The sequence below is a fragment of the Nocardia wallacei genome (genome assembly GCF_014466955.1).
GTDB classification, from domain to species: domain Bacteria; phylum Actinomycetota; class Actinomycetes; order Mycobacteriales; family Mycobacteriaceae; genus Nocardia; species Nocardia wallacei.
Genome location: NZ_AP023396.1, coordinates 1,045,895 through 1,063,734 on the forward strand (window position 1 = coordinate 1,045,895; position 17,840 = coordinate 1,063,734).

Here is a 17,840-nt window from a genome sequence, read left to right on the forward strand (position 1 = left end):
GGCCGACCGGGGGCCGGGAGGTGCGCAGGTACGGGTGGCGGTTCGATGCGCGGTAGTAGTCATGTTCGGCGGCTACCCGGTAAATGATCTGCCACACGTCGGCCGGGAGGCGGTAACATGCTCGCCCACTGGCGCTTTCGCCCGCACGGCGGCGAGTGCCGGGCAGACTGTGGCCGCGCGTTCGCGGTGCCGGTTTGCGTCCTGGCGCACCGGGTATCGTGGTCGCTGGACGGGCTGGTCGCGGGCCGGATGGCCCGGGACCAGGTACTGACCGTCCCGATCCTCGCCTCAGCCGGTCGTTGCCACCCGGCCCGGCCGCGGCGCGAACCACGTGCTGTAGAACAGGGCCGCCAGGGCCGCGAACGAGCCGATCAGGGCGATGCCGGACGGTACCGGATACCGTGCCATGGCCTCTGCGGCGTAGCGGGTGCACAGCAGCAGCGCGGCGAACAACGCCACACCCAGCGTCACGACGGTGATCCGGGCCCGGTCCCACCCGCGATCCGGTTCGCGCAGGCCGGATTCGATGGTCAGGCACAGCGTCGCGCCGACGAGCAGGTCGATGCCGTAGTGCGCGCCGAAGCCGAGCGTCGCGGCCAGCGTGCAGACCAGCCAGAACACCCCGCCCCATCGCAGCCAGCGCGGGCCGCCGCGGGAGTGGATGAACAGCGACAGCGCCCACGCGGTGTGCAGCGACGGCATGCAATTGCGCGGGGTGACACCGTCGAAGGGCATCGCTTCGATCGAAGCGGGAAGCGGCGGAACGACATTCGGCCACACATCGGCGAGCGCCATGCCGTGCCCCTCCGGTCCGAACGCCAGCACCGGCCCGACCACCGGGAACACCACATACCAGATCGGCCCGATCAGTCCGATGGTGAGGAACGTGCGCACCAGGTAGTGCCGCGGCCACATCCCACTCGTGACCCCGCGCAACTGCCAGATCGCGACGACGATCGCGGCCACCGGCAGCTCGAAGTACACCCAGTGCAGGACGGCGGGAACCACCGGACCGGCCGCCGCCAGCGCCTGTCCGGCCAGCCACGACGGGTTGCCGAGGGCGCGGTCGGCCTGCTGCACGAAGGGATCGAGCACCTGCGGTGTCGCCCAGGCGGTGATGTCCAGCCAGATCTCGCTGACCTTGGTGGCGAGGATCAGCAGCGCGCCGAGGCCGATCGTCCGCAGCGCGGTGTGGCGGCGCTCGCCGCTCCAGCGCAGCGCGACGAGCACCGTCAACGCCGTCAGAACCAGTGTCGGGCCGTTGCCGACGGTGAACTTGTGGCCCTCCACCGCGCGCACGAGTACGAACAGCAGATCCACGCCCACGGCCGCCGCCACGGCGATCACACGTTCCCGCCACGCGACGCCGACCAGGGCGAGCAGGAATCCCGCCCACGGCGTCGTCGCCGACTTCGGGGTTCCGGCGTAGTCGCGCAGCAGACTGGTCAGCGGGCCCAGCGCGTGCAGGTGGGCCGCCATGAGCTCGCCGCCCACCAGCACCAGCACCGCCGCGGCGGCCAGCCCCCACAGCACCGCCGGACCGAATCGACGCGCCCGGAGCCGCGTGCTCGCCGATCCGATCGGCGCGGCCGAACTCCCATGCGCGTCGTCGAGAAGCATTCGGACATAGTAAACATCACATGAACAAGGGGTTTCGGCCCTGTAGGGCGCATCACATCGAGCGGGTCGTCACGACTCGAGGATCTCGCCGACACGTGGCTCGGGAGGATCGCGCTCGCGTCCACCGGGCGCGTCGATCCGGACGCTATGGTGACGGCGAGGTATCCGCTGGAACGGGCCGCGCAGGCATCGGAGTCCGATCGGCGGCCCGGCAACCTGAAAACGATGGTCGAGGTGGCGGAGCTATGGAGCTGAATCGGAATACCGTGTCGCGGTTGCCGGTCCTGGGACCGCGGTACGACCGCGGCGAGGTTCGGGCTGGCATCGCGCACTTCGGCGTCGGCGGGTTCCACCGCGCGCACCAGGCCATGTATGTGGACCGGTTGCTGTCGGCGGGCAAGGCGCGCGAGTGGGGCATCTGCGGTATCGGCGTGACACCGGCGGACCGCCGCATGCGCGATGTGCTGCGGACGCAGGACGGTCTGTACACGCTCGTGCTGGCGTATCCGGACGGCACTCGGGAGTCGCGGGTGATCGGTTCGATCATCGATTACCGTTACGCGCCGGACGATCCCGAGGCCGTGCTGGAGATCCTCGCCGATCCCGCGATCCGGATCATCTCGCTGACCATCACCGAGGGCGGCTACAACCTGCGCGACAGCGACGGCGAATTCGACTGCGACGCACCGGCCGTCCGCCGCGACCTCAGCGGGGAGCACCCACCGGCGACCGTATTCGGTTTGGTGACCGCGGCTCTGGCGCGTCGCCGCGAGCGTGGAGTCGCGGCGCCGACGATCGTGTCGTGCGACAACATCGAGGGCAACGGCCGGGTCGCCCGCCGCGCCTTCACGGGATACGCCGAGCGGGTCGATCCCGCACTGGCGCAATGGATCAGCGGCAATGTCGGGTTTCCCAACTCGATGGTGGATCGCATCACCCCGGTCACCACACCCGATGTGATCGAGCGGCTCGAGGCCGACACCGGCCTGCGCGACCAATGGCCCGTGATCGCGGAGCCGTTCGCGGCCTGGGTGCTCGAGGACGACTTCGCCGCGGGCCGCCCGCCGCTGGACCAAGCCGATGTGCAGCTGGTCGACGACGTCTACGCCTACGAGCTGATGAAGCTGCGCCTGCTCAACGCCGGCCACCAATGTCTGTGCTACTTCGCCTATCTCGCGGGCTACCGGTTGGTGCACGAGGCGGCGCAGGATCCGCTGTTCGCCGAATTCCTCGACCAGTACCTGGATTACGAGGCGATGCCGACCCTGCCGCGAGTTCCGGGTCTGACCACGTTCCGCGGCTCGCTGCTCGAACGGTTCGCCAACGCGCACGTGCGCGACACCGTGGCCCGGCTCTGCGCCGACTCGTCCGACCGCATCCCGAAGTGGTTGCTGCCGGTGGTCCGCGACAATCTCGCCGCCGGGCGGACCGTGCGGCTGGCCGCGGCGACCGTGGCGTGCTGGGCCCGCTACGCCGAGGGCGTCGACGAGCAGGGTGCGCCGATCGAGGTCGTGGACCGGCTCGCCGATTCGCTGGTCCCGCTCGCCCGTACGCAGCGCGAGAATCCGACGGCCTTCCTGGAGAATCGCGCGGTGTTCGGGGACCTGATCGACCAGCCGCGTTTCGTCGACGCCTACGTCAGTGCGCTGCGTTCTCTGCATCGCGTCGGTGCCCGCGCGACATTGGAAGCGGTGGTGAAGCCGGAATGACGGTGCGCGGGCACGGCTCAGTAGGCGTCCTCGCCCCGCCCACCCGGGTGCCGGTCCCGCCAGACCCAGAACACCGCACTCGCCAGTAGCGCCCAGGCCGCCAGCACCAGGAAGGGAAACAGGTGCTGGTGACCGGCGAAATAGACCGCGGTGTGCTGGGCATTGACCGAGGCGCCCGGCGGCAGCCAGCGCCCGATGCTGCCGAGCACGGAGGGCAGCAGCGGCCAGGACACCGCGCCGCCCGAGGACGGATTGCCCAGCAACACCATCAGGCCCCAGGTCGGGATCATCGCCCAGCGCCCGAACAGGGTGTTGAACATCGTGAAGATCATCCCGGAGGTGAACATGGTGAGCGCCAGGATGAACCACGACTCCAGCAACGGCAGCCGCAACGCGCCCAGCCACCAGTCCACCACCGCCGCGATGACGAACCCGCCCAGCGCCGAATACGCGGCGGTATAGGCGATCCGTTCCGCCGGATTCAACGCTCGCGCATGCACATTCAGCTGAATGGCGCCGACGAAGCCGATGATCACCGCCGCCAGCGTGATGTAGAAGATGGCGAGCCCGCGCGGGTCACCCGGCTGCAGCGGGTTGATATCGGTGATGGTCACCGGAACCCCCACCTGCCTGCCGACCTGGGACGCCGCACTCGAAATCACCTCGGCCACGGACGAACCCGAAGCACCCGCGACATCGACGGTCACCCGGTCGGCCTGCCGCACGTCCATGATCGCGAACACCCGCTGCGCCTCGACCACGTTCTTCGCCGCGCCCGGATCATCGAACCGGACCACATGCATCGCACCGTTCAACGCCTGATCCATGCCGGCGAGGTAAGCTGCGTCCCGACTCGACGCCGCATGATCGTTCTGCAGCACCGCGACCGGAATCCGGTGCGGAGTCGGATTGGCGAGAATGTAGGTATACGACCCCGCGAACAACCCCGCCGCGGCACCCAGAATGAACACCAGCACCGTCGCGGGCAGGAACGGGGACCGTCGGAACCGGTCCCACCAATCCCGCCACACGGCAACTCGGCCGCTACCCGCCTCACCCTGCGGACGACCTGCGTACTCGGTATCGCTCTCGGGCATATCGACACCCTAGAGTCGCCTCCCGCCGTCCACCGGCAACCTCCCATGTTCGGCCTGGCGGGGGTGGGGGTGGGAGAAATCGGGCATGTAACACTTCCGTGGTGTCTCGACTGCAAGTTGCTGTTCTCGCCTCCCACAACGGGTCGAATCTTCGTGCGCTCCATCAGGCCTCACTCGAGCCCGGCGCCCGCTTCGCCGTAGTCCTGGTGGTCAGCAACAACAGCGGTTCCGGAGCGCTCGCGTATGCCCGTGACGCCGATATCCCGGCCCTACACCTGTCCGACCGCACCCATCCGGGGCAGCTCGACGAGGCGATCCTCTCGGCCCTGACCGACCACTCCGCCGACCTGGTTGTCACCGCCGGCTACATGAAGAAGCTCGGTCCCCGGGTCCGCTCCGCCTACGCCTCCCGAATCATCAACATCCATCCCGCCCTGCTGCCTCGGCACGGCGGAAAAGGCATGTACGGCAAGGCTGTTCACGAATCCGTCCTGGTCGCCGAACACCAACTCCTTCCCACCGTCGTCGAGCGGATCGCCGCCCAGCGTGAGGCACTTGGGGCGGCAGAGCTGAGCGGGAGCGCGGCGATTCGCTGGCAGAATGGCGGAATCTTTTTCCGTCAAGCCAGTCAATGACCGTGCGGAGGCTGTATCCGCGGCCTGCGGTGCGCAGGAGAGGCCCAGGGACACCGGTGTTGTCGCGACGATTGTTCGTGAGCAACCTTGTGTGGTGATGCAGTAGATCGAACAACGCCGCCGCGGCGTGCCCGCGCCGACGACGTTCCCGGGGTGATCGCCTCGACCACGGCCAGCGCGTTGGTGAATCATGCAATTCCGCCTTCTACGTGATTGGGCTGCTGTCTAGGAGTGCCGGGCGAGAACAGCAAGAGCGTCATCGAGATCAGGCACCCGATAGCAAGGACCACGAGCAACAGGTTCGCGTTCGCAGTGGCGGTGTGCGTCGCGAGATGCGCACGATAGCGCAGGTGTATCACCAGATGCGCGACCGACCACACCGCGTACGAGCCCAATCCGCTGCGCACGGCCAGCGGACTCGCGGCCACGGCCGATGCCGCCAGTGGAATGGCCAGCGCCAGATTCATTGCCCCGTAATCGAGCAATAGGTGCGGGTTGTACCGCATGCCGAGATTGACCCAAGACAGGGAAAAGAACCATTCGGGCGCGGCCAGGATCACGACTCCCAAAACGGCGGAGGTGAGGGCGAAGGATAGTAGGCCCCCGCGCGCCATCCGGCCTCGCACGCCCGTCACCGTGACACCCGCTCACGCAGAAACTCCTCGAATGTGACTGTGCCTCGGCAATTATCGGGTACGAGATTCCAACCCTCCACGTAGCCATCTGCGATCCAGCCCGGCAGGTGTGGCGAGAGAATCGGCCGTCGCCGATGCACGACCGAGCGGTAGATTGCCGCCAGCTCGCGCTGAGGTTCCCCCGCCGAGCCAGCCATCCATAGAACGTCGACGACGCGATGCCCAGCACCCGCAATACGAGCTCGACCGAGTGCTGCGGGTGATCTTTCACGAACCGCACGATCACCTCCGGGTCTGGCCGGGCTCCGACGCGAAATACGCACTCGCATCACGCAATACGGCGTTCACGCGTTCGAGTTCAGCGACCCGCTTGCGTAGTTGCTTGTTCTCTTCGGCCATGTCGGTCGTCGGCCGATCGCTACGCTCGCCGGCGTCCGCTTCGGCCTGGCGGATCCAGTTCCGCAGAGCCTCGTGATGCACCCCCAGCTGCGCGGCCAGCTTCCGGATCGTCGGCTTGGGATCCGCATCCCGATACAACCTGACCGCCCGAGCCCTCAACTCGTCCGGATACTTCTTCGGTGCTGCCACTGATGAACTCCTTCCGGCCCCTATCGGACCACGTCAGAGCTCTCCGTGAAAGCGGGGGAACCTCACGCCGAGCCGGTATGTGCCTGATTCGCTGTTCCAATCTGGAGTCGTTCCCGTAGATCTTCCTTGCTTTCGAGTGGCATGATCAACTGGTACGCGTGGATGGGGAGCATGCATGGCACCGTCGGGTTCGGGACCAACGGATGAGCAACAGGCAGCTGTCGTGGCGTTCACCCGCGGTGACGACCTGGTGCTCCAGGCCGGTGCTGGCACCGGGAAGACGACCACGCTCCGGCTGCTAGCTGGCAGCACCGACCGGCGTGGTCTCTATATAGCTTTCAACAGGGCTGTCGCCGAGGAAGCCCGTCGCCGCTTTCCTCGAAACATTGCATGCCGGACTGCCCACTCCCTGGCGTATCAGGCGGTCGGGCGGCGATTCAAGGCGCGGTTGAATGCCCCGCGTGTTCCGTCGTGGAAGACGGGTATGGCGCTGGGGGTTCAGTATCCGGTGATGATCGGAGGCCGGCGGGTCAGCGAGCGCGCCCAGTCGTATCTCACCGTGCGTACGGTGCAGAGGTTCTGCTACTCCGCCGACGATGTCATAGGACCTCATCACGTGCCCCGGACTCGCGGGCTGGAGACTCCGGAAGGGCATGGTCGGCTCGCGGACGTGATCTTGCCCTTTGCCCATAAGGCGTGGGCTGACGTGCAGAATCCGGACGCTGGGGATGTCAGATTCGATCACGATCACTATCTGAAGATGTGGGCACTGGCCAAGCCGCAACTGGATTATGAGTTTCTTCTCCTCGACGAGGCGCAGGACACCAATCCTGTTGTGGACCAGGTCTTCAACGCCCAGCGCGGTGCTGCGCAGTTGGTCATGGTTGGTGACTCGGCGCAGGCCATCTATGGGTGGCGTGGCGCCCAGGATGTCATGTCCGGCTTTGACGGCATGCAGCTCGGACTCACGCAGTCCTTCCGTTTCGGGCCAGCTGTCGCCGAGGAAGCCAACCGATGGCTGACCGTCGTCGACGCCCCGATCCGGCTGACCGGAAACGACCAGATCTCCACCGAGATAGGCGAGGTCGAGCACCCGGACGCTGTACTTTGCCGCACGAATGTGGGAGCCATGCTTGAGGTGATGGACCAGCTCGCGGTAGGCAAGAAGGTCGCTCTTGTCGGGGGCGGCGACACGTTGCGGTCTCTCGCTCTGGCAGCGCGCGACCTGCAGGCTGGGCGCAACACCAACCATCCGGAGCTGTTCTTGTTCAGCACCTGGACCGAGTTGCAGGACTACGCAGCGAACGACCCGTCCGGACACGATCTGGCTCCGCTGGTGGAGCTGATCGATGACCACGGCATCGACGTCATTCTCGACTCCGTATCCCGCCTCAGTGGCGAGAGTGACGCGCAGGTGACGGTCTCGACCGCACACAAGGCCAAGGGTAGGGAATGGGATACCGTACGTATCGCCGACGACTTTCCTGAACCCGAGAACGAGGACGGATCTCGTCCCGCGTCCATCGCGGACACCGATGCGCGGTTGGCGTACGTCGCGGTCACTCGCGCGCGACGTGTCCTCGACCTCGGCGGCCTGGAATGGATCCGGCGCCACCCCGACGGGGTCCCTCAGCCGGTACGGCCTCCGATACCGGAAGTGCTTCCAGGAGAAGATCGCTCGTTCGGCTCTGGCTTGTTCGTCGACCTCGTACCCTCATCCTGCTGGTTCACCAACGTGCGGTCCTGCGTCGACCGCCGGGATTGGCAGAGACTGCGGCGGATGGTCAATGCTCGCGCCAACCATCAGTGCGAGGTCTGCGGCCGAGGCAAGGACAGATCAGTCGGGCGACTGCTGGAAGCTCACGAACGATGGTCCTACGACGACCACACCAGAGTGCAGAGCCTGCGGCGAATCATCCTGCTCTGCACCGATTGTCACCTGACCACACACTACGGTTTCGCTCAGATCAACGGCCTCGAATCCGAGGCGCTTCACCACTTGATACACGTAACCGGCATGGCCGCAGGACAAGCGCGTAGGCACGTTGCTGAGGCATTTAGACTGTGGGAGAAGCGATCACGGCACACCTGGACGCTCGACCTGAGTATTCTCACCGAAACGGGGGTTGCGGTGATGAAACCACCAGATGCTGACCAAAGGGCCCAGGTCGCCCTTGAAGAGATCGAAAGCAACTACGGCGCAACAGGTTCAGTGAGGGGCAGCGCTCGATGACCGACTGGCGGCCCACCCGTCGCGTATCGATGGAGGAGATCGAAGGCGCACGATCGCCTGCCGGGGGATGGTCTCGGGCCCAGCTCGCCGAGTGGGGGGTGCCGTGGCCGCCGCCCCCGGGATGGAAGAAGTCACTGGCGGCGGATTCCGGTCCGGGAAGCGTGGTAACCCAGCCGACGACCCCTACCGATAGTGGAGCTGGTACACGGGCATCCGTGGTCGAGATCTACACCGACGGTGCGTGTTCGGGAAATCCCGGGCCCGGAGGTTGGGGGTCGGTGCTGCGATGGGGCGGTCACATCCGCGAGATCAGCGGCGGCGAGCCGCACACGACGAACAACCGGATGGAACTCATGGCCGCCATCCGATCCTTGGAGCGGCTGACCCGCACGTCGGAAGTGCGCATTCATACCGACAGCACCTACGTGCGCGACGGCATAACCGAGTGGCTTCCTCGGTGGATCGCCAACGGCTGGCAGACACGCCGAAAGTCGCCGGTGAAGAACGAGGATCTGTGGCGGCGTCTAGCCGACGCTGCCGGTCAGCATCGGGTGACCTGGGAATGGGTGAAAGGGCACGCCGGCCATCCCGACAACGAACGCGCAGACCAGCTCGCCCGGGCGGCGGCCAGGCAGGTCCAGACCACACAGCCAACACCACCTGAAGCCGCGGCACCGGAGCCGGAATCGCTCACCGCTGAGGGCATGCTCGACTTCGACTCCACGCCAACAACTCTCGAAAGTACGGAGCCTCCACTGTGCCTCCATGAGTTGCGTGTCGGCGAATGCGACCTCTGCCGCCCCCGGCGGCCTGGGGTCCTCCCTCACGGCTGGAGGACGGAAGGAGGGACCGTCTATCACAATGACCGAACCTGCGACTGGCTGCGCAAGGGGCAACGCGATGCCGTCCGGAAGGGCAAGAATCTGCGCGAGGTCGTCGCCGTCGCGTGGGCGACCGTGAACCCTTCCGAGATCCAGCCCTGCGATTATTGCTGCACGTCGGAGTGGCTGCGCAGCCACCGAAGAGAGTAGCAGCCACGAGGGAGTGCGACTGCCTCGTTCGGACTTCGGCGTCGTGAGCACCGCGCCGGGTTGCGTCGGTCGAAGATCCTGCGATCAGTGCGTCTGGCACTCCGACGACTTCCAAGGCGGGATCCTTCTGCGGAGTGGTTCGACGGCCGTGCCTCAAACCGCACCCCCGACGAATTCGCTGCTGATCCCATGAGTCGTCTTCCAAGATCGCATCGGAGCGATCGGCATCCACAAGGTGCCGCGGGTCGAGTGGGCTTGCCCGATGGGCCAATCCTCGTTCCTCTGCGGAGCTGTAGCCAGGTCCGCAAGCTCGCCAACCTCAAATGCGTACTGTCAGTACGTACCTGATCAAGTTGCCACTCAGGGATCGGAGGCGCGGATGCCGATCAGCAGGTGTATGCAGCTAGAAGGCATCATGGTGGCCAGAAACGTCGACGACGACTATGACAGTCTCGCTGTTCAGTTGACAGACGACATCTGGCGCTATCCGTCGCGCGCTGCCAGGCTGATCTCATCAGCACGACGCCGCACCGACGCCTCGAGGGGACCATGCGTAACTCCAAGCGACCCATCCAACGCCGGCCCGAACGTCCGTCCACCGCGCTCGGGCTCGTCGGCACTGTCATCGACGCGGTCATCGATGGTCGGCTGGACTGGGTTAAGACTGCCCGTCTGCTGATCATTGTTGTCGCAGTGATCACCGTCGCCGCGGTGGCGCCAGTCGTAGTGCCGCTATGGTTGACGCGGTGAACTCTGCGGCGGCCGTACATCTCGGCAGGAGGATGACAGCGCACGAGCTAGCCGAAGCAATCGGCGTCGACACTGCGACGATCAGCAATTGGCATCGGCGAAACGTCGGATTTCCCAGCGGCCAAACCAAAGGTCGTACACGCACCTATGCGGTAGGTGAGTTGCTCCCCTGGCTCGATACGCGCAAGATTCCGAAGCGACAGTGCCAGCCTTCCGACCGACCTGGGGGAACCTACGGTGACCGACTGAGGCGCTCGTTGTCGGCCACGGCGTCCGAGGTCGTATTGCGCGCTGGTGCCGGGTTGGAACCGGGGGCGATGAGACAATTGAGCACGTTGTTTACCAGGTATTTTCCCGATGCGGAACGGTCTGATGCCCTCGACGCTGCACTTCTGCTGACCTTCACCTGGATTACCGCACCCGACGAGTGGACGGTGATCGAGTCGGCAGCTGGACGCGCCGACATAATCGCTCTCCAGATCGATCAAGTGTTCCGTCGGCTCGCGATAGATAACACAGCGTATGAGGTGATTAACCGGTTGAGTTCGGCGAACAGCGATTCGTTGATGCGGCTGGTCGGCTTCTGCGGTGGCCTCGGGGTTCAAGGATTCGAAGCGATCCTGACCTGGATCGCTCGAGACTTTGCTACAACGGCCAAGACTTATCGGACACCGCACGAGGTTTCGGAACTCATGGGGGCTTGTGCTGTGACAGCGGCGGCGCCGGTGAGGTCGGTGGCCGACCTGTACAGCAGGCATGGCGAACTCGTCCTGGCGGTGCCGACCGCGGCCGGCGCGAAGCCGCCAGTGGTGCACGCAACAACCAACGATGTCGACGCGGCGCGGCGAACCCGTATGCATATGGTCGTCCGCGGTCGGACAGGGACAGTTGAGGTGGCGCGCGGCGGCCCGCCGTGGCTCCGTCAGCGAACCGAAGTCTTCGACGCTGTGGTGATCAACCCGCCGTTCAAAGAATACTTGGGGACCGCCGCAACACGGGTCCGCTGGAAGTACGGGAGTCCGCCACCGGACAACACCAACCTGGCTTGGGTGCAGACGGCGCTGAACGCAACCTCTGCGCACGGACGGGCCGTAGTACTGATGCCCCTCTCCGAAGCCGACGGTCACATCGGGAGGAATGGCAACGACCCCCGCAAAGGACTGGTCGACAGTGGCGCACTCCGGGCTATTATTCGATTGTCGGGCGATCTATTCCCGGCTACGGCCGGCGAAACCACCGTGTGGGTACTGGAGCATCCACGTACCGATCGCACCGACCATACGATCACCTTCGTCGATGCGACTCGGCTCAAGCATAAGAAGAGCGAACGGTTTCGGCCACATCTGGTCGGGACAGCGGCGATTGCCGACATGATTCGGACGCCCGGCAGTCTCGCACCGAGCGAGACCAGAGAGTTAAGCGTCGAAGTTGGGAACAGCAGGGCCACTGGCCGGGTGGTGGCAGTGCCGGTACATGAGGTTGCGGCGCGCGGATATCTGCTCACACCGCACACTTATATCGGGCGGGTGGTCGAGAGGGGTGACGTACATCTGGAGCTGATCCAACGTGACTCCGACGCCGCAGCGAATGCTCGGAGGCGGCTGATCGAGCTACCACTTGGATCGATGACGACGGGACTTAGGGAACTCGACGTCACCGGCATGCCGCCGGGTTGGAAGACAGTGCGCCTAGGCGATGTCTGCGACATCAAAGTTGGGCCGTCCAACCTGAAGAACTCTCACATCACCGCTGGTGAGGACGCCGTGGTTCCGGTACTGCGGCCACGTAATCTCGATCCGCGTCGGATCGACATCGATAGGGTGGACCGGACCACGCACGCAGTGGCGCAACGGTTCGCCACTTCGCGGGTGCAGGTAGATGACCTTCTGCTCGTTCGAGTCGGCCAGGTGCAAACGGCAGCCATCGTCGGTCCAGAGCACAGCGGCTGTTTGATCGACTCCAATCTCACTCGGCTGCGAACGGACCCAGACACGATCGCGCCACGATTTCTGCTGGAGTTCCTGCTACGCGATACAAGTGTCGACCAGATTCGAGCTACCGCCACGGTCACAGTGGCTCCATCGATGAGCAGGGGCAAGCTCGCCGACTTCCGCATCGCGCTGCCACCCCTCGCGGAACAGGTCGCGATAGTGGACACTCTGGCGGAACATGAGCACCGGATAGCGGCACTGCGAGAAGCAACGCTGGCGGAGGAAAAGCTGCGAGGTTCACTGGCCGAGGGGCTAATGACAGGTTCGATCGGGTTGGTGGAATGAGAGCTATGCACCGATCACCGCGAGCGGCAATGACGCCACATTCGGAGCCGGAAGATCACCCAGCGAGTCTTGGATCACCCCGAAATCGCTGTACTACGACTCTCCTTGCCCAACCTATTCATTGAGAGCACCGCTGAACCCGAGACCCGACCCCCGACCATCCGCAACGAGCCAAAATCTGGCCGCCCCGCACGCGCGTTTGGTACGGGCGCTATCGATTGTTAGGTGCACGGGCGCCGTCATTACGACCGCCCTTGATGAGGGCTGCAGCCCTTAGCTTCGCGGGATTGGTTGTATCGCAAGAGATTTCAACATCCACGGATCAAGCGAAGAAGCTTGCGATGAGTTCATCCGGCACTCCGACGACCTCTAGGCGCGATTCATCTCCGGGGTGGTTGGGCTCGCGCTCCTCGAACCGCATCCCGACGAATTCTCGGCTGAATCCCACAAGCCGTCCACGGTAATAGGCGTCGAAAAGTCCGGCTTCCTCGACTTGCAGTAACGGCCGCGGATCGAGCGGTCCCCACTCACCGTCGGAGCCGACTACTCGTGCACCGATCATCGCGTGAGTGTGCCGATCCGGCCGCCCGAGTCCGTCCGCGAAGTGTTCGAACTGCGCCCAAAGCAGCCCGGTGGTATCGATCTGCCGGACGCCATTGACGCCACGTCGCGTGTATGTGTACTCGTGCTCGACATACTCCATGGTGGCTGTAACCGCTGCGGCATGAGCGCGATCGAGATTTGCGCCGTCGGTATCGCGGTCGGCCAATCCCCACACAATCGACCAGGATCGAGGAGGGGAGAAGACGAGCTCATAGGCTGCGACCGTGCCGGTAGGTGTCTGCCGAAACCCTTCCAGCGCTGCCCACGGGCTCACCTCCCGATGTGCCAATCCTCGTTCTTTCGCCAGCAAGCCGCGGAACGTGCCCTCGGCCGACGGATCCATGCAGCGCTCGAAGACGGACGTGGTTGCGGTGGAAATGGTGTTGAACATTCGGATCGATCCCCCTCGATCGCCGTCCCGGTGATCTCCCGGGATAGCCTTCTGCAACGGACGATTTCGTACAGCATCGGCAAGCATACGGCGGCCATGGTTCAAGAGCATCTGCGTTCAGGGCAGTGTCTTGAAACCCGTTCGATGCATAATCGAACTCCCGCGTCGCCGGAACTCGGATCGACCGCTCGGTGGATCCGCGATGGGATGCTCGCTGGATACTCCGAGTTCATGCGACTGAACGATATTGATCATCCGTGGAGTCGGCGGTGGGCCGTCCCCAATGAATGAGACCATTCGGTATTAGAGTCCTGTTTGGCCCGGTGAGGGCCGAGAAGGGACACTGAGAGACATGGCAGGACGCAAGCGGCATTCCGCGGAGGACATCGTGCGGAAGCTGCGCCGTGCCGACGAGCTGACCGCCGCTGGTAAGACCGGTGAAGAGGTTGCCGCCGAGATTGGGGTGTCGACGGCGACGTTGTACAACTGGCGCCGCCAGTACGGTGGCGTGGACACCGACGCCGCCAAGGAGCTCAAGGAGTTGCGGGAGCAGAATGCCCGCCTGAAGCGGTTGCTGGCGGATGCGGAGCTGGAGAAGGACGCGCTGCGGGAGATCGCCCGGGGAAAATTCTGAGCCCAGCAGCCAAGTGCCGGGCCGTGGACATGCTCCGGGAGATGAAGAGCATGTCGGAACGGTTCGCGTGCAAGGTCGTTGGGCTGAATCGGTCGACGTATCGGCGGCTGCCGATCAAGCACACCCCGATCGATCCGGACGCCGGTTTGCGGGCCTGGCTGCGCTCGTATGCAGTGAAGAATCAGGGGCACGGGTTCCGTCGTGCCTGGGCGGCGTTGCGGTTCGACGAGGGTGCAGGAGTCAACATCGAGAAGGTCCACCGTCTCTGGCGCGAGGAGGGCCTGCAGGTCCGCGAACACCATCCCCGCAAACGGGCCGGGGTTTCCTCGGTCCCGACGGTCGCCGCTGATGCACCAAAAGTGGTGTGGGCATTGGACTTCCAGTTCGACTCCACGGTCGACGGTCGGGCGGTGAAGATCGCGTCGATGATCGACGAACACACCCGCGAATCCCTGCTGCACGTGGTGGAACGGTCGATCACCGCCGACCGGCTCGTCGCGGAGCTGGACAAGGTGTTCGCTGCGGCTGGCGGTCCACCGAGGGTGCTGCGGATGGATAACGGTCCTGAGATGATTTCCCATGCCCTGCAACGGTTCTGCGCCGACCAGGTCGGGATCTCCTACATTCCACCGGGCACGCCCTGGAACAACGGCTTCGTCGAATCGTTCAACCGGCGGCTACGGACCGAGTGCCTCAACCGCAACCACTGGACCACCCTGCTCGAGGCCCGGGTGGTGATCGGCGATTTCAAGGCCGACCACAATATGCGGCACCGGCATTCGGCGCTGGGCTACCTGACGCCGGCCGAGTACGCTGCGGCCTGCACCCACACCCACCATCCAGTGGTCTGCGGGATCAACTGAACACGGAACGAAATCACCTGGCTCTATTCCCGGGTGGTCTCGTCATCGGGGACCGCTCAGCAACACCGACCTTCTTCGAACGGTTGTTGCGATGTCGCCCACCTCGACGTGACCCTACTTCTTTGCGGTGGGATTGGATTGCTTGGCGCGACTGCGACGGGATTGCGGAGTGTCAGAAGTTGAGTCGCCGACCGGCTCACTTGCGGTCAACGCGGGTGCCGCGACGGAACTATCGGAAGTTGATCGGTGACGTCTGTGCCACCCTCGTGGACGTGATTGATTCGACCGTCCACGGGCAAATAGTCCAGGGTTATCTGCAGGCGTTCGGCCACCCCGAGGTCACCCGTGAGCAGCTGCAACAGCTGTTGGACGCCGTCTCGGGATTCCTCGACACCGTCACGGCTCGCGACGGCGAATTCGCACCAAGAGGTGGCTGGGCGCCACACGCGACCGCCGACGCCCTGCAACTGGAGCGTGCGCTCGAACTGGCGCTGGCCGAACGCGACAGAGACGACCGAGCGCGAGCTCGGCACCGCGAAGCTCGCGACAGAATCGTCGCCGCTGTGCTCGCGATGCGCACCTTCGGACTGATCATGCCTCACCTCATCCAGACCGAAATATCGATCGGCACAACAGCTCTCAATGAAGGGTTCGAGGTCTACGTCGATGGCACAATCCGCCCATCAGCCGATCCGGACGCTGACATCTGCTCCGACCACCGGGAACACCGACGATCCGAACTCGAACGACAAATGACCGCCGCAGTCGCCACCCGTACAACACTGCTCGACAGCACGGCGGACGCGCTGCGCAAGCACCTCGATCTTCGACCGGAGAACACCGAAACATCCTGGGTGATAGACGAACTCACCCACCACGACCCACACACCGACTTCGTCGCGCAGTTCGCCGAGGCCGTTCCGCTACTACCCGATTGCGATCTGAAACACCTGCTCGCCAGGCTCGTCGACGGCACTCGGCAGGCTCGGGAGAGGACGAACAACCAGCAGTGAGGCGAAGCGTGATACCGACCGATCACGGCTTCGGTCCCATCACATACGGCTCGAGGGCTTGCCGAACCTGTTCCGGGGTCGGTTTGCCCCAGGCAGTGCTGCGGCGCAGCGGGTCAAGAGTCGTTCTTTCTATCGCGCAGAGCTCTTCGACGGTGCCGTTTCTTACGTCCCACGGAAACACCTCGCCATACACGTCGACTTGGGTGACCAGCCGAGCAGTCCGCGCCTCGTGGACGAAAATCCTCACCTTCCCGCTCACAAACCTCATCGTCGACGATCGTCCAGGGCAATCGAGTCTGCGAATAAGGTCACCATCCGATGGCCCAGTGGCACACGCGACCAACTGCACGGACCGGACGTCCGTCGGGTTCCACACTGCCGGATCAGCGTGATCATCGATCCTGCCTGCCAGTCCAATCGTCTCGGGATGACCGAGATCCGCGTAGAAATCGTCCTGCCAGAATCGGACTGGACGCGGACCACTGTCAGACAGGCCAGCAGTTCGCGAGTTGCCCTGGGTTGACTCACACACCGAATCGGCCTTGCTCGCACTCGGATCCAACGCATTCCTGACGCAGCTCACCAGGATCCCGCCGCCGACCAAGACCAGCATCAAGGGAAGGAAGATCAGCGGCCACATGTGCCGACGCTCTGTTTTACGAACTGGTACGGACGGCCGGCGCACCAGCCTCCGCGGAGCCTGCCGAGCCTTGGGGATGACGGTCCGCGCCGCTCCTCGCGCGGACAGTGCCTTTTCCAGCGTCGCACCGAATTCACCGCAACTCACATAGCGGTCAGCGGGATGCTTTGCCATCGCTCGCGCAACGATCGCGTCCAACCATCCGAGCTGTGGGCGGTACTCGCTGACCAGCGGTACGCGCGCGCTGAGGTGCCCCGCAATCACCGCTGATGCACTCTCCGCTTGGAATGGCGCACGCCCGGTGAGCATGTGGAACACCGTGCACGCCAGCGAGTATTGATCCGATCTCGCGCCGACCGTACGACCCTCCAACTGCTCCGGCGCCGCATAGTTGAACGTGGCCAGAACCGACCCAGGGACGGTGAGCTGAGTGGACAGGTCAGCGGCGCCAGCGATTCCGAAATCGGTGAGGTATGCGCGCCCTGACTGCGCCTGCAGCAGGATATTCGCCGGATTGACGTCCCGGTGAACTACGCCCACGTTGTGCGCATAGTCGAGAGCCCCGGCGATCTCGCTCACGATCCGAACAGCATCCCGTGTGTCCATCCCGTACCGACCGATGCAGCCTCGAACATCCGACCCGTCGATGTACTGCATTGCGATCCATAGCCGCCCGCCCAAAACCCCCGTGCCATAGACGGCCACGACATTCGGATGGTCCAGACGCGCGGCCAGCCTGGCCTCGCGCTCGAACCGGCGTCGCAGCTCGCCGTCGGCCATCAGGCGCTGATGCAGGAGTTTCAGGGAAACCTTGCGGCCCAATCGATCGTCGCGGGCCCGATAGACCGATCCCATGCCACCGCTGCCGAGGCACCGCTCGATGACGAACCCGGCGATCACGGTCCCGGATGCCAGCACCTCGGCCAATCTGCCTCCCCACCGACTCGACTGTGCAGCAAGGATAAGGCCAGCTGCGGCCATCCGGAGATCAAACACCGCCCGCCGAGTGCTTGAGCCATACCGTCCGCGCCCCTGTGCTCGCAAAGCTCATGTACGGCCAGCAACGAGGAGTCCAAGGTCGAGCTTCAACTGGTAGCCTCTTCGGGCAGGACTCTGCGGAAG

Annotated in this window: 13 protein-coding genes and 1 pseudogene; 8 read left to right on the forward strand and 6 right to left on the reverse strand. The window is 64.7% G+C overall.

Annotation, left to right across the window (positions count from 1 at the left end; all coding sequences use genetic code 11):
• Positions 1–288: 288 nt before the first annotated feature.
• A complete protein-coding gene (locus tag NWFMUON74_RS04770) occupies positions 289–1,620 on the reverse strand; it encodes a phosphatase PAP2 family protein (RefSeq protein WP_187686769.1) in 1,332 nt (443 codons plus the stop codon).
• 245 nt (positions 1,621–1,865) lie between these two features.
• On the opposite strand from NWFMUON74_RS04770, the gene NWFMUON74_RS04775 reads away from it, so the two are divergent.
• On the forward strand, positions 1,866–3,329 hold the full coding sequence (locus tag NWFMUON74_RS04775; protein ID WP_187686770.1) for a mannitol dehydrogenase family protein: 1,464 nt from the start codon (positions 1,866–1,868) through the stop codon (positions 3,327–3,329).
• A gap of 17 nt (positions 3,330–3,346) precedes the next feature.
• On the opposite strand, the gene NWFMUON74_RS04780 is transcribed toward NWFMUON74_RS04775, so the two are convergent.
• Positions 3,347–4,426 (reverse strand): ABC transporter permease, encoded by a 1,080-nt coding sequence (locus NWFMUON74_RS04780; protein ID WP_232110842.1) that lies wholly within the window; start codon positions 4,424–4,426, stop codon positions 3,347–3,349.
• 101 nt (positions 4,427–4,527) lie between these two features.
• On the opposite strand from NWFMUON74_RS04780, the gene NWFMUON74_RS04785 reads away from it, so the two are divergent.
• Positions 4,528–5,061, forward strand: coding sequence for a formyltransferase family protein (locus NWFMUON74_RS04785; protein WP_187686771.1), 534 nt, complete (start codon positions 4,528–4,530; stop codon positions 5,059–5,061).
• Between the two features lie 188 nt (positions 5,062–5,249).
• Here NWFMUON74_RS04785 and NWFMUON74_RS04790 read toward each other — a convergent pair whose 3' ends face one another.
• Positions 5,250–5,621 (reverse strand): hypothetical protein, encoded by a 372-nt coding sequence (locus tag NWFMUON74_RS04790; RefSeq protein WP_187686772.1) that lies wholly within the window; start codon positions 5,619–5,621, stop codon positions 5,250–5,252.
• A gap of 357 nt (positions 5,622–5,978) precedes the next feature.
• A complete protein-coding gene (locus NWFMUON74_RS04795; protein WP_187683280.1) occupies positions 5,979–6,284 on the reverse strand; it encodes a transposase in 306 nt (101 codons plus the stop codon).
• A gap of 175 nt (positions 6,285–6,459) precedes the next feature.
• On the opposite strand from NWFMUON74_RS04795, the gene NWFMUON74_RS04800 reads away from it, so the two are divergent.
• The 4 genes and pseudogenes from NWFMUON74_RS04800 to NWFMUON74_RS04815 all read left to right on the forward strand — a co-directional run bounded on the left by NWFMUON74_RS04800 (position 6,460) and on the right by NWFMUON74_RS04815 (position 12,574).
• Positions 6,460–8,517: a UvrD-helicase domain-containing protein gene (locus tag NWFMUON74_RS04800; protein ID WP_187686773.1), complete on the forward strand. Its 2,058-nt coding sequence runs from the start codon at positions 6,460–6,462 to the stop codon at positions 8,515–8,517.
• A 161-nt stretch (positions 8,518–8,678) separates the two neighbouring features.
• Positions 8,679–9,155 (forward strand): annotated as a pseudogene (gene rnhA, locus NWFMUON74_RS35840) (ribonuclease HI); the annotation flags it as partial.
• Between the two features lie 942 nt (positions 9,156–10,097).
• Positions 10,098–10,298: a hypothetical protein gene (locus NWFMUON74_RS04810; RefSeq protein WP_187686774.1), complete on the forward strand. Its 201-nt coding sequence runs from the start codon at positions 10,098–10,100 to the stop codon at positions 10,296–10,298.
• A gap of 326 nt (positions 10,299–10,624) precedes the next feature.
• Entirely contained in the window at positions 10,625–12,574 is a 1,950-nt protein-coding gene (locus NWFMUON74_RS04815; RefSeq protein ID WP_187686776.1) for an N-6 DNA methylase, read from the forward strand.
• Between the two features lie 322 nt (positions 12,575–12,896).
• Here the strand turns inward: NWFMUON74_RS04815 and mobF are convergent, their stop codons facing one another.
• Positions 12,897–13,568 (reverse strand): MobF family relaxase, encoded by a 672-nt coding sequence (mobF, locus tag NWFMUON74_RS04820; RefSeq protein ID WP_187686777.1) that lies wholly within the window; start codon positions 13,566–13,568, stop codon positions 12,897–12,899.
• A 352-nt stretch (positions 13,569–13,920) separates the two neighbouring features.
• On the opposite strand from mobF, the gene NWFMUON74_RS04825 reads away from it, so the two are divergent.
• Positions 13,921–15,065, forward strand: a protein-coding gene (locus NWFMUON74_RS04825; protein WP_187686778.1) for an IS3 family transposase whose coding sequence is annotated in 2 segments (ribosomal slippage) — positions 13,921–14,197 and positions 14,197–15,065 — 1,146 coding nt in all. Because the reading frame shifts where the segments join, the coding sequence is not laid out codon by codon here.
• Positions 15,066–15,187: 122 nt separating this feature from the next.
• Positions 15,188–16,078 (forward strand): hypothetical protein, encoded by an 891-nt coding sequence (locus NWFMUON74_RS04830; RefSeq protein WP_232110843.1) that lies wholly within the window; start codon positions 15,188–15,190, stop codon positions 16,076–16,078.
• A gap of 22 nt (positions 16,079–16,100) precedes the next feature.
• Here NWFMUON74_RS04830 and NWFMUON74_RS04835 read toward each other — a convergent pair whose 3' ends face one another.
• The gene (locus tag NWFMUON74_RS04835; RefSeq protein WP_232111102.1) at positions 16,101–17,636 is read right to left on the reverse strand and encodes a serine/threonine-protein kinase; all 1,536 of its coding nucleotides are present in this window, start codon (positions 17,634–17,636) and stop codon (positions 16,101–16,103) included.
• Positions 17,637–17,840 lie beyond the last annotated feature (204 nt).